Annotated in this window: 14 protein-coding genes; 7 read left to right on the top strand and 7 right to left on the bottom strand. The window is 74.6% G+C overall.

Annotation, left to right across the window (positions count from 1 at the left end):
• Positions 1-17: 17 nt before the first annotated feature.
• Positions 18-1,604, bottom strand: coding sequence for an alpha/beta hydrolase (locus tag ACZ6KO_RS06635; protein WP_469300804.1), 1,587 nt, complete (start codon positions 1,602-1,604; stop codon positions 18-20).
• Complete coding sequence (locus tag ACZ6KO_RS06640) at positions 1,601-1,852, bottom strand: hypothetical protein (RefSeq protein WP_469300807.1); 252 nt, start codon at positions 1,850-1,852, stop codon at positions 1,601-1,603. The genes ACZ6KO_RS06635 and ACZ6KO_RS06640 overlap by 4 nt, the downstream gene beginning before the upstream one ends.
• 269 nt (positions 1,853-2,121) lie before the next feature.
• On the opposite strand from ACZ6KO_RS06640, the gene ACZ6KO_RS06645 reads away from it, so the two are divergent.
• The 4 genes from ACZ6KO_RS06645 to ACZ6KO_RS06660 all read left to right on the top strand — a co-directional run bounded on the left by ACZ6KO_RS06645 (position 2,122) and on the right by ACZ6KO_RS06660 (position 5,399).
• Positions 2,122-3,327, top strand: a complete 1,206-nt coding sequence (locus tag ACZ6KO_RS06645; RefSeq protein WP_469300812.1) for an FAD-dependent oxidoreductase — start codon at positions 2,122-2,124, stop codon at positions 3,325-3,327.
• 169 nt (positions 3,328-3,496) lie between these two features.
• Positions 3,497-4,207: a hypothetical protein gene (locus ACZ6KO_RS06650; RefSeq protein ID WP_469300815.1), complete on the top strand. Its 711-nt coding sequence runs from the start codon at positions 3,497-3,499 to the stop codon at positions 4,205-4,207.
• Between the two features lie 88 nt (positions 4,208-4,295).
• Entirely contained in the window at positions 4,296-4,496 is a 201-nt protein-coding gene (locus tag ACZ6KO_RS06655; RefSeq protein WP_469300817.1) for a hypothetical protein, read from the top strand.
• A gap of 228 nt (positions 4,497-4,724) precedes the next feature.
• Positions 4,725-5,399, top strand: coding sequence for a fibronectin type III domain-containing protein (locus ACZ6KO_RS06660; RefSeq protein ID WP_469300821.1), 675 nt, complete (start codon positions 4,725-4,727; stop codon positions 5,397-5,399).
• A 12-nt stretch (positions 5,400-5,411) separates the two neighbouring features.
• Here the strand turns inward: ACZ6KO_RS06660 and ACZ6KO_RS06665 are convergent, their stop codons facing one another.
• The gene (locus ACZ6KO_RS06665) at positions 5,412-6,512 is read right to left on the bottom strand and encodes a M20 family metallopeptidase (RefSeq protein ID WP_469300823.1); all 1,101 of its coding nucleotides are present in this window, start codon (positions 6,510-6,512) and stop codon (positions 5,412-5,414) included.
• A 202-nt stretch (positions 6,513-6,714) separates the two neighbouring features.
• Here ACZ6KO_RS06665 and ACZ6KO_RS06670 point away from each other — a divergent pair, with 202 nt between their 5' ends.
• Positions 6,715-7,401 carry a ribonuclease H family protein gene (locus ACZ6KO_RS06670; protein WP_469300825.1) on the top strand — a complete coding sequence of 229 codons (687 nt, stop codon included), beginning with the start codon at positions 6,715-6,717 and terminating at the stop codon, positions 7,399-7,401.
• Between the two features lie 20 nt (positions 7,402-7,421).
• On the opposite strand, the gene ACZ6KO_RS06675 is transcribed toward ACZ6KO_RS06670, so the two are convergent.
• Positions 7,422-7,661: a response regulator transcription factor gene (locus ACZ6KO_RS06675; RefSeq protein WP_469300827.1), complete on the bottom strand. Its 240-nt coding sequence runs from the start codon at positions 7,659-7,661 to the stop codon at positions 7,422-7,424.
• A gap of 446 nt (positions 7,662-8,107) precedes the next feature.
• Here ACZ6KO_RS06675 and ACZ6KO_RS06680 point away from each other — a divergent pair, with 446 nt between their 5' ends.
• Together ACZ6KO_RS06680 and ACZ6KO_RS06685 are read left to right on the top strand one after the other, a co-directional pair.
• A complete protein-coding gene (locus ACZ6KO_RS06680) occupies positions 8,108-9,118 on the top strand; it encodes a helix-turn-helix domain-containing protein (protein ID WP_469300829.1) in 1,011 nt (336 codons plus the stop codon).
• A 214-nt stretch (positions 9,119-9,332) separates the two neighbouring features.
• Positions 9,333-9,800 carry a hypothetical protein gene (locus tag ACZ6KO_RS06685; RefSeq protein WP_469300832.1) on the top strand — a complete coding sequence of 156 codons (468 nt, stop codon included), beginning with the start codon at positions 9,333-9,335 and terminating at the stop codon, positions 9,798-9,800.
• Between the two features lie 96 nt (positions 9,801-9,896).
• Here ACZ6KO_RS06685 and ACZ6KO_RS06690 read toward each other — a convergent pair whose 3' ends face one another.
• From ACZ6KO_RS06690 to ACZ6KO_RS06700, 3 genes are all read right to left on the bottom strand, one after another.
• A complete protein-coding gene (locus tag ACZ6KO_RS06690) occupies positions 9,897-10,097 on the bottom strand; it encodes a hypothetical protein (protein WP_469300835.1) in 201 nt (66 codons plus the stop codon).
• A 163-nt stretch (positions 10,098-10,260) separates the two neighbouring features.
• Positions 10,261-11,604, bottom strand: coding sequence for an MFS transporter (locus ACZ6KO_RS06695; RefSeq protein ID WP_469300837.1), 1,344 nt, complete (start codon positions 11,602-11,604; stop codon positions 10,261-10,263).
• 106 nt (positions 11,605-11,710) lie between these two features.
• On the bottom strand, positions 11,711-11,914 hold the full coding sequence (locus ACZ6KO_RS06700) for an MbtH family protein (protein WP_401443943.1): 204 nt from the start codon (positions 11,912-11,914) through the stop codon (positions 11,711-11,713).
• Positions 11,915-11,946: the final 32 nt, after the last annotated feature.

Here is an 11,946-nt window from a genome sequence, read left to right on the forward strand (position 1 = left end):
CACCCGCGGTTCTTTCCCTATTCCGCCGCCTGCTGGGCGCAGGTCCGGTCCCGCTTCGGCAACGTGCCGGTCGCCAGGTACCGGTTGACCTGCTCGTCCACGCACGCGTTGCCGTACAGGCCGTAGATCGCGTGCCGGTTGGCGCCCTCCAGGGTGATCAGCCGCGAGCTCGGCAACTGCCGGTGCAGGTCGACGCTGCCGCGGTACGTGGTGCGCGGGTCGCCGGTGGCCGCGACGATCAGCGCCGGGGTGTCGCGGCGTACGCGCGTGGGCTCCTCGCGCGGCCGGTCCCAGAACGCGCAGGGGTTGATGTTGTGGGTCATCGGGCCGAAGAGCGGGTGCGCGGCGCGGACGCGCTCGATGTCGCGCCAGTAGACCTCGGGATCGCGCGGCGCGGCCACGTCCCCGCAGACGATCGCGGCCTGCACGCTGCCCGAGGCCGCGTTCTCGCCGCGCAGCCCGAACCGGAGCATGCCGGCGAACTCCGGCGACAGCCACGTCGGTTCGCCCCGCGCCGCCCGGGCCATTACGGACACCTGCTCGCCGAGCGCCGCCCGCGCCGCGTCGGTGTCGTCCGCGAGGCCCATGAACAGCAGGGTGGGCACCTGGCTGTCGTCGACCTGGAAGACGTCGGGAGCGGTGCCGAGGGTGAGCGGGCCGCGTGCGGCCGCCGCGACGATCAGGTCCACGGCGGCCAGCACCTCGGCGCGGGTCCGGCCGAGCCGGTAGGTGTCGTGGCGTTGCGCCGCCCACGCGGCCCAGTCGGCGAGCACCCGCTCGTTCTCGCGTACGAGGCCGGTCAGCATCCGGGGGCCGTAGTCGCCCGGGGCGATCGCCCCGTCGAACACCACGCGGTCGTAGCGGCCGGGGAACATCTGGGTGTAGACCGTGCCCAGGTACGTGCCGTACGAGTAGCCCAGGTAGGAGATCTTCCGCTCGCCCAGCGCGCCGCGGATCACGTCCATGTCCCGGGCCGTGTTGCGGGTGCTGATGTGCGGGAGCACCGAGGCGTCGGCGGCACGGCACTTGTCGGCCAGACCCTTCTGGAGGGCGACCTGGCGGTCGAAGCCCGCCCGGTCGGCGCCGGCCGAGAACCAGGCCGTGCCGACCGGCCAGCCGCAGTCCAGCGGGGTGCTGCGGCCGACGAAGCGCGGGTCGAAGCCGACGATGTCGTACCGCGCGCCGACCTCCTTCATGGCCGCGCGGGTCTGGGGCGGCGACTCGACGGCGCCGCCGCCCGGTCCGCCGTTGTTCTGCAGGATCGCGCCGATGCGGTGGCGGGTGTCGGTGGCCCGCAGCCGGGAGACGGCGACGGTGATCGTTCGGCCCCGGGGGTCGGCGTAGTCGAGCGGGACGGTCACGTCCGCGCACTGGACGCCGGCCTTGTCGAGATCGCGGCCCTTGGTGTCGTCGGGGCCCTGGACGCAACTGCCCCAGGCGAGGCGCTGCTGGTAGTAGCGCTCGAGGCCGGGGGTGCCGGCGGGGGCGGCGTCCGGGCCCGGGGGCGCCGCGGGCGCGGCGAGGGCGGGGGTCGCGGTCACGCAGGCGGCGAGGGCGAGGCCCACGGCGGCGGAGCGGCGGGCGGCAGGGCGAAGGGGGGTCACGGGGTCTCCTCGTGCTGGTTCGCGGGGTGGTGGTCGGTGGCGCGGAAGCCGGTCCCGGAGCGCGGGGCGCCAGGTACTTCGGTGAGGGGGACGGCGAGGGCGAGGGCGGTGCCGGGGCAGCCGGGGCCGTCCGTCGGCGATGCGGCCGCCGCCGTCACCGCGGTGGCCGATGCGGTGACCGCCGGCCCGCCTGCCGGCACGGTCGCCGACCCGCCCGCCGACCCGGTCGCCAACACGGCCGCCGGCACGGCCGGTTCCGCCGCGCACCGTGCCGGTCGGCGACTTCCCGAAGGGGATCGCTTCCTGTCCCGCCGTACGTGTGTCATGCAGCTAGACGTTAGGAGCGCGGCCGTCCCCGCTCGATGGGGCTGTCCCCCGAACCGTGGTGGGGCCACCTGCACCTACCGGATCCCGCCACCCTGATCAGCCGTCAAGAATCCTGCGCCGGAACGGACTTCGGGCCCGGACTCCAGGCCCCGACTCCGACCCGTCGACCGGCCCGGTTAGAGTGCCGGGCATGGCGATCGACGCGGATGTGGCGGTGGTGGGGGCCGGGCCGGTGGGCCTCGCCGCCGCACTGCTGCTCGCGCGGGCGGGGCTCGACGTCGTGGTACTGGAACGCCGTCCCGGTCCGGTCACCGAGTCCCGCGCGACGGACGTGCACGCGCGGACCCTGGAGGCCCTGACCCCGAGCGGGCTGGCCGAGGCGCTGCACCCGCTGGGACGGCGCGTGGACACTGTCGAGATGTGGTCGCGGGGGCGCCGGCTCGGCGGCTTCGACCTGACCCGGCTGCGCTCCCCGTACCCGTACATCCTGACCGTCCCGCAGTGCGCCACCGAGGGCCTGCTCGCCGAACGGGCCGCGGCCGCCGGCGTGCGCGTGCACCGCTCGGCGGCGGTCCGGTCGGTCGAGGAGGACGCGGACCACGTCACCGTGCACACGGACGCCCTCGAACCGCTGCGCGCCCGCTGGGTGGTCGCGGCCGACGGCGCGTCGAGCACCCTGCGCGCCCTGGCCGGTACGGCGTTCCGGGGCCGGACCTACGCCGGTACGTGGCAGCTCGCCGATCTGCGCGTCGAGGACCCCTCGCTGGACCCGGCGCGCGTGCACATGGTCGGCGGACCGCGCGGCCTGCTCGTGGTGCTGCCGATGCACCTCGACGGCTGGGCCCGCGTGGTGCTGCACCTGCCGCACGAGCCCACGCCCGGCCCTCCGCAGGACGCGGGCCCCACGGAGGGCACGGCGGAGGGCACGGCGGCGCTCACCGCCGAGGCGGCGGCCCGCGGCTGGACGGCGACCGTCCGCGAATGCCGCTGGACCAGCACCTTCCGTACCCACCGGCGCCTCGCCGCGGGGCACGGGAGCCGACGGGTGCTGCTGATCGGCGACGCCGCCCACGTGTGCAGCCCGGTCGGCGGGCAGGGCCTCAACCTCGGCCTGCGCGACGCCGTCTCGCTCGCGGCCGTCCTGCCCGCCGCGACCGCGCGGCGCGGCCCGGGGACGGACGCGCTCACGGCCTGGCGCCGCTCGCGGCGCGCCGACGCCCTGGGCGTGCTCGCCCGCACCGACCTCGCCACCCGCGCCTGGACGCTGCGGTCGGCACCCGCCCGTGCCGTACGGGACACGGCCCTGCGCGGTGTCCTCACCACCCCGGCCGGCCGCCGCATGCTCGCCGAGGCCGTCGCAGGCCCGCGCCCGGCCCGCGCCCGCGCCCGCGCCTGACGTGACCGGCGGCGCCTGATCCCCGGGGCCGGGCGGCGGGCACCCACCGGTGAGGGCGGTGCCCGCGGGCGGCGCGGCACCGGATCCTGACCGCCGGTGCCCGCCCCCGGGGACCGGGCCGTGCCGTGTGACCATGTCCCTCGGCACATCCGCACCACATGGGGGGACCATGCGCACCCGTACCACCGTCGTCAGGGCCGGCATCGCCGCCGCGCTCGCGGCCTCGCTCGTCCTGACCGGCTGCACCGCGGCCGGGGGCGGCCCGCGGCAGGGCGGGAGCGCCGCGGCGGCCCCGGCTCCGGCTCCGGCCGCCGGCTCCGGCTACGAGGGACCGCGGCCGCAGGACCAGAACCTGCTCGCCTGGACGGGCGACCCCAACGACGCGGGGCACGTCACCGCCCAGTCCGCCGCCGGCGTCGGCGGCCGGGTCACCCTCGTGCGGATCGTGCTGCGCGAGGAGATCACCTGGTCCAACATCTGGCTGGGGCTGGCAGGCCTCGATCCGAACGCCCAGCTCGCGAACTGCTACCTCGGCGTCTATGACGCCAAGGGCACCCTGCGCGCGTCCACCGCGGACATATCACCGCTGCTGATGACCGAGCCGATCGCGAAGCCGCTGCCGCTCGCCAAGCCGTTCACCGCCGCCCCCGGAACCTACTTCGTCGCCCTCCTGCTCAACGGCACCTGGGCCACCAACGCCCTCACCCTCAAGGCGACGGGCGCCGGCATCTCGGTGAACGCGGGCCTGACCCCGCCCAACCTCCGCTACAGCACGCTCCTGACCGGCCAGACCTCCCTGCCGGCCACGGTGAACCTCGCCGAACAGTCCACCAGCACGATCAACACCGGCTGGGCCAGCCAGTGGTACGGGATCTCCTGACCGGCGGCAGCGGGACATCGGGTCCCGGTCCCGGTCCGGGCCCGGGGCGATTCCCGGACCGCGCGAACACACACAGAAGTGGGGAAGCATGACGGTTCTGCTGCTCGGAGTCCTGGCGCTCGCCGTGGGCGGATGCGTCTGCGTGGTGTGGGCCCAGCGTGGCGGCCCCCGCTGGGTCCGCGCCGTAGCGGCCGTCACCCTCGCCGCGGGCGATCTGGCCCGCCGCTCCGGGCGGCGCCGCCGCCTGACCGGCGGCAACGGGGGCGACGGCGGCGGGGGCGACGACTAGGACGCGGCCGCCGCGCGTGGCCCCCGGTGGACGAGTCGGCGGGGTGGCGTGACGATGAAGGGGCGGGCCTTGCGATCCGGTCATTTTCCCCAGGCCTGGAGCAGGCGGTTGCGAGGTGCAGCGATGCGATGGCGACGTACAGCGGCTCTCACGGCGGTCGTGCCGCTCACGGTGTGGTGCGTGTGGTCGGCTCCGCCGGCCGCGGCGGCCAGTACGCACACCATCAGCATGAAAGGGACCCTGACCGTGTCGAACGGCCCCGGTCTGTTCTCGGGCCGGACCACGACGAACACCCCGTTCGACCGGCTGGTCAGGCTGAGTCACGACCGGCCGACCGACACCTTGACGGCGTCGGCGTGCGCGGGTGGTGAGAGCCGGGGCGAGCTCACCGTTCACGTCGAGCTCAGGTCCAACGAGATGGTCGTGGCCACACCGAAGCTCCGCCTCTTCGAGGGGTCCAACTGCCGCTCCAACGACCTGGACGGCACGGACGAGGGCATTCAGCAGGGCTTCAGGCCCGGCAAGACCCTGAGCAAATGGCAGCTGTCCGTCGACAGCGACGAGACCGGCTCCGACGACTCCACCCGGGTGAGCTTCACCCTGAAGCACTCCGCCGGCACCGGGATCGGCATCGGCCGGCCGGCCGAACCGTCGAACGTGATCGTCACCAGGGACGCCGCCGACCCCACCAGCGTGAAGGTGGAGTGGACCGACACCGCGACCGACGAGACGGCGTACCACATCTTCAACAGCTCCCTCCAGCAGACCAAGGGCGTGCCGGCGAACAGCGAGTCGTTCACCTGGACCGGACTCCCGCTGGGCAGGCAGTGCTTCCAGGTACGCGCGGTCAACGACGTCGGCCCGTCCGACTTCACCCCGGTGAACAGGGGCGAGTGCGTCTGACCCGGCCGCCGGCTACGCGGTCCGGATCGCCCTGACCAGCCCGGCGACGAGGTTCGCCCGCTCGGCCATCGCGTCGATCACCACGTACTCGTGGTCGGCGTGCGCGCCGCCCCCGACCGCTCCCAGGCCGTCCAGTGTCGGAACCCCGAGCGCGGCCGTGAAGTTGCCGTCGCTGCCGCCGCCGACCGCCTTGCCCTCCAGGCCGGGCAGCAGCCGCCGGGCCACCGCGAAGAGTTCGGCCGAGGCCGACTCGGGCATCGGGGGCCGGCCGATGGCGCCCTGGACCGTGATCTCCGCCTCGTCGAGATGGGGAGCGAGCGCCGCGAACGCCGCCTCGACGCGTTCGGTCTCGGCGGCCGATTCGACCCGGACGTCCACGATCACGGTCGCCTCGGCCGGCACCACGTTGTCCAGGGTCCCCGCGGACGCGACGGTCGGAGTCACGGTCGTCCCGGCCTCCGCGCGGCCCAGCGCCGCGATGTCCAGGACCTGGTGTGCCGCCTCGATCAGGGCGTTGACCCCGGCCGCCGGCTCCAGGCCCGCGTGCGAGGCCCGGCCGGCGATGGAGACCTGGAACGTGCCGCAGCCCTTGCGGCCGGTCTTCAGGGCTCCGCCGTCGGCGGCGCCCTCCAGGACGAGGACGGCGCCGCAGGCCAGCGCCCGCTCCTCGATGAGCGCGCGGGAGGAGCGGGAGCCGACCTCCTCGTCCGCGGTCACCAGGATCTCGACGCCCGACAGGTCCTCCAGCGACGCCAGACCGTGCACCGCCTGCACCAGACCGCCCAGCATGTCGAAGACGCCGGGCCCGGTCGCGTGTCCGTCCGCGACCGCGAACGGCCGGCGCTCCAGGGTGCCCAGCGGGAACACCGTGTCGTGGTGACCGAGGACCAGCACCCGGGGATCGCCGCCGGCCGACCAGTGGACGTGCGGCCCGGCCTCGCTGCCGATGAGGACGGCCTGCCCGCCGAGGCGGCTCTCGATGACGGCGGCGACCGTTTTGGCCGAGGTCGCCAGGGCGTCGAGATCGCGCGAGGGCGACTCGACCTCCACGAGCGTACGGAGGTCCTCGATCATCGCGTCCACACTCACCTGGACGATCTTGCGCAGCGTCATGCCCGCCAGGGTAGCCGCCCCGCCGTCACGGGCCGTCCGCCCGCGAGCCCGACGGTCCACCGAAACGGTGTGAACACCCGGCCCAGAGCGCTGAGTTGGGGGCCGTGACGAGTCGCTCGATGTCCCCCGGGCGTGGGTTCCCGCACGGTCACCCGTACGGACGGCGGTCAGCGGGCCGCCCGGGGTGGGGCATGATCGGGGGATGTCTGATCGCATCATTGCCGCCTGCGACGGGGCGGCGAAGGGGAATCCGGGACCCGCCGGCTGGGCGTGGGTCATCGCCGACGCCCAGGAACGACCCCAGCGCTGGGAGTCCGGTCCGCTGGGGCGCGCCACGAACAACGTGGGCGAGCTCACCGCGCTGCGGCAGCTGCTGGAGGCGCTCGATCCGGGGACCGCCGTCGAGGTGCGGATGGACTCCCAGTACGCCATGAAGGCCGTGACCCAGTGGCTCCCGGCCTGGAAGCGCAACGGGTGGAAGACCGCGGCCGGCAAGCCGGTCGCCAACCGGGACCTCGTCGAGAGCATCGACGCGCTGCTGGCCGACCGGGAGGTGGAGTTCCGCTACGTACCCGCCCACCGCGAGGACGGTGACCTGCTGAACGCGATCGCCGACCAGGCCGCCAGCGACGCGGCCGCCGGCCAGCGGGCCGCCGGCACGGCCCTGGGCGACACCGCCGTGCCGGTGCCCGCCCCGGCCCGCAGCGCCCCGGCGCGCAAGGCCCCGGCCCGGGCCGGGGCGAAGAAGGCGGCGGCGCCCGCGCGCGGGCGCGTCTCGCTCACGGCGAAGTTCCCCGGCACGTGCCCATGCGGCCGGTCGTACGCGGCTGGTGAGACGATCACCAAGGTCGGCACCCGCTGGGGACACCCCGACTGCGGCGGCTCCTGAGGTCCGGCGCCGGGCCCGGTTCAGTAGCCCGGGCCGTACCCCAGCTGGAAGGCCAGGTGCGTCAGCTGGGTGCGGTTGACGGCCCCCGTCTTGCTGCGCAGGCGCCGCAGGTAGGTGTCGACGGTGTGCGGGCTCAGTCCCATCCGCCGCGCGATCATCCGGTAGGTGTCGCCCTGTGCGAGGTGGGCGAGGACTTCCTGCTCGCGGGGGGTGAGGGCGGCCGGGGACGGGGTGGGGGTGCTCAGGGTGGTGTGGGGCACGGGGGGCTCCGGGAGGTCGTGGTCGGGTGGTGCTGCGTAACGGTTCTGCGTAACGGTGCTGCGTGACGATCAGTCGGTGCCGGAAGGGCGCCTGCGGGACGGCACACGGCACACGGTGCATCGCGCCCCGCGCATGGCTCGATGCCGCTGTCCGAATCGCCGCGCCCGATGGGTTCCCGCCGTCGTGGCTGTGGCGGCGGGCGCCGTCACCGGTACGGCCGCGACCTGCGTCGACGCGAATTCCCGCGGGATACGGGCGTGTTCCAGCATGTCCCTCCGGCTGTCGGGGCGGTCGGCGACGGGCTGACATCCCGCCGACGTTCGCCCGCTGTTCGCCTGGAACAGACTTTCGCCCTGCTTATGCTGACGCCAGGGGGCGGGCACCTCACCAAGGTGACTGGCAGCAAAGCGACCCGGGGCGAACAGTGCAAAATGGGGCAAGAGTGTTGTCTGACCTGAACGACGTGGATCTCGATGTCTATGGCTGGGTGCTCGAACACCGGATGATCGGAGCGGACGCCGTGGCCGCCGGCACCGGGCGTGACCCGGAGGAGGTCCGGCGCAGCGTGGAGCGGCTGCTCCAGGCCCAGTTGCTGCACCTGAGCCCCGGCGACCCCGCCGTCGCCTACGCGGTCGCCCCGGACACCGCCGCCTCCCGGCTGGTCGCCCCGCTGGAGGCCCAGATCCGGGAACGGCAGCGGGAGATCAGCGGTATCCGCGAGGACCTCGGCCGCTTCGTCCCGTACTACCTGGAGCGGCGCGCCACCGGCGAGGCGCTGGAGGTCCTGGAGAACGTCGAGGACGTACGGGGCGCCCTCAACCGGGCCTCGGACCAGTGCACCCGGGAGGTCCTGACCTGCCAGCCGGGCGGCGGCGGCCGGGTCCCTGAGGCGATGCAGGAGGCGCTCAAGCGGGACGAGATCATGCTCCGGCGCGGCATCTCGATGCGCAGCCTCTACCACCACACGGCACGCTTCAACGGCCCCAGTCAGGCGTACGTCGCCGCCGCCTCGGCCCTCGGCGCGCAGTACCGCACCGCGCACGAACTCTTCGGCCGGCTCATCGCCTTCGACCGCGAGCTGGCGTTCATACCGGTGAAGGACGGCAGTTGGGGCGCCGTGGTCATCCGGGAGCCGTCCACCGTCGCCTACCTCTGCGACATCTTCGACCAGACCTGGGACCTGGCCACCCCGTTCTCCAGCGCCGTCGGGCAGGGGCTGGAGGAGGTGGCCCGCGAGATCCACGAGACGATCATCCGGCTCCTCGCGGCCGGGCTGAAGGACGAGGCCATCGCGCGGCGGCTGGGCATGTCCCTGCGTACGGCGCGCCGGCACATCGCCGACATCATGGAGGAGCTCGGCGCCGGCAGCCGCTTCCAGGCGGGCGTCGCCGCGGCGGCGCGCGGGCTCTTCGACCCGGATCCCGCCGACGGCCCCGAGGCCGGTCCCGCCGCCTGATCCGCCGGACGCCGCCAACCCCCTCCCCGCGTCCGGCCGCGCGGACGTGACGTGCGAGTGTCGTGCGTATGTCGCGCGAGTCCGGGAACGTGCTCTCGTGACTGGCACGCCGCGCGCCGGGTGCACGATGCTTCCCGGGCGGGGGGCCGTGACCCCGGTCCCCGGTGTGCGCACGCACGGTGCGCCGGCCAACGGCAGCAAGGGGAGAGGCGTCTTGATGATTCCGCCGGACGACGGACCGGGGGGCGACCGGGCCGACCGGCACCTGCGGGAACTCGCCCTGTTCCTCTCGGTCCACCTCGACCGGGCGCCGGGCGTCCTGTGGCCCGAGCACGAACACCCGGTCTTCGACGCCGGGACCGGCCCCGCCGATCCGGGGGTCCGTGCGTCCCGGCTCGCCTCGCTGGCCGCCGGACTGGGCCGGCTGACGGGCCTGCGGGCCCGCGCGGTGCCCGCAGGCGCCTTCGACACCGAGGGGGCGGGGCATCTGCTGGTCCATCAGATCGCGGGCGCCGCCACCTGGTTCCTCGCCGGGGACGGCGGCGCGGGAGCGGCCACGGCGCCGTCCCTGCGCTACCGGCTGCGTCCCGGCGAGGTGCTGTACGTGCCCGCCCGCTGGAGCCGTCGCGCCGAATGCACCGCGGCCGCCAGCTGGACGGTCGTCTGCCTTTCCCCCGCATGACGAAAGGAATGAGATGCCTCCCGCGAGGCGTCTCATTCCTCTTTGGTGTGTCAGCGGTCAGCGGTCAGCGGTCGGTGGTCGTCAGTGGAGCAGTGCTCAGCCGCCCCACGAGGTGTCGCCCTGGTCGCGCAGTCCGCCGGTCGCGCCGAGGTGGGTTCCTCCCGTGAGGACGACACGAGGGTGGCCGGTGCCCCCGGCCGGGGGCGTGGTGCCACCCTCCTCCGCGTGGGCGGCGGTGGCCGGCATGAGCAGAGCGGCCGTCACGACGGACAGGGCCAGTACGAAGCGCTTGAGCATGGTGTCCCCCCAGGGATCCGGTGGTCGGGCGTGGCGCGGGCCGCTTCGTGGGCGACCCGCGCCGGTCGTGCCTTGCGGAACCAACCCTGCCGTCCGCGGTGAACCGCGGCGATGGGCGCGGGCGTTCATCAAGCTGCCTGGCGCTAAAGTGAAGGGCGGCAGATCATTGCAAACCGGATGTTCCGGACGTCGGTCGATCCAGCTCCCGCCACACCCGGAACACCAGCGGCGCCAGGGTGACCCCCAGATAGACCACCGCGATCCCCAGGAGCGTCGACGTCAGACCCCAGTGGTCCAGCACCAGCCCCGCCCCCAGCATCCCCAGCGGCGTCGCCGCCAGCGCGCAGGCGACGAGCAGGCCGAACACCCGGCCGCGCACGGGCCCGGGCACCCGCTCGTACGCCACCGACATCATCAGCGGGCCCACGATCCCCGACCCGATCCCCGACAGGGCGAGCAGCCCGAGCAGTACGGCGGGCGGCGGCTCGGCGGCCAGCGTCGCGCACCGCACCGCGCCCACCAGAGCGAACGCCCCGACGAACAGCGCCCTGCGCGGCAGGCGGTGCCCGGTCCAGCCGTACAGGCCCGCCCCGAGCAGGGCGCCGGCCCCGATGGCGGTCACCATGGCCCCGAACAGGGCGCTGCTGTGCAGGACCCGGGTGCCGTACGCCGGGTAGAGCACCCCGTTCAGCGCACCGTCCAGGGCGTTGGTCACCAGCAGGACGGCCGTCATCGCGCGCACCAGCCGGTCGCCGTACACGTACTGCCGGCCCACCCGAAGATCCCGCAGGTACGACGATCCGCCCGCGGCGCCGGCCTCTGCGCCGGCCGTTGCGTCCGCGTCGCCGTCGGCCTTCGCGTCCGTCGTCGCCGCGGGTACCAGCAGCGCGACGAGCAGCGCCGAGACCAGCATGGCCGCCATGTCCGCGCACAGCGTCCGGACCGGGCCCGCCGTACCGATGAGCAGGCCGGCCAGCGGGGCGCCCGCCATCAGGCCCACCCGGCGGGCGCCTTCGACGGCGCTGGTGGCCCGCTCCGCGCCGACGCGGGCCCGTGCCATCGCGTCCGACAGCAGCAGCTGCTTGGCGGTGTCCGCCGGACCGCGTGCCGCGCCCACGACGAAGACCAGGACGAGCAGGACGGGCGGGGCCAGCAGGTCCACGGCGTGCAGCAGCGGGATCAGGCCGAGGGCGGCGGCGGTCAGGCAATCGGCGCCGATCCCCGCGGCCCGGGCGGGCAGCCGGTCGAGCACGGGCCCGGCCAGCACGGCCGAGCAGAGCAGCCCCAGCATCTCGGCCGCGGCGACGAGCCCGGTCCGTGTGCCGCTGCCGGTGCTCTGCAGCACGAACCAGGGCACGGCGATCAGCGTCATCGCCACGCCGAGCGAGGTGATGCCGGAGACGGTGACGAGGGTCAGCAGCGGCGTCAGGCTGCGCGGCCCGGTCGCCTCCGCCGCCGCGGGTGCTTCCGCTTCCGGCGCTTGCGCCACTGCGGTCGCTCTGGTCACAACGGTCATTCCTTTCCCGGCACTCCGCGTGCCGCCCGGCACCCCATGTGGGGCGCCGGGCGGCGTACGGTGCGTGCCGTGCGGGTCGGTCGGTGGGTCGGCCGGGTCAGCCGGCCATGCTCAGGCGCAGGCTGCGCGGACGCATGTCGGTCCACACCTGCTCGATGTGCGCCAGGCACTCCTCCTTGCCGCCCTCGAACCCCTGCGGGTGCCAGCCCAGCGGCAGCGGCCGGCCGGCCTCCCAGAGGGAGTACTGCTCCTCGTCGTTGGCGACGACGAGGTAGGTCAGCTGCGTCGTGGTGTCGTTCATCGTTCTCTCCTTGAGGTGTCGAGGTGTTGACG

It is taken from the genome of Streptomyces sp. NPDC042102 (assembly GCF_055582305.1).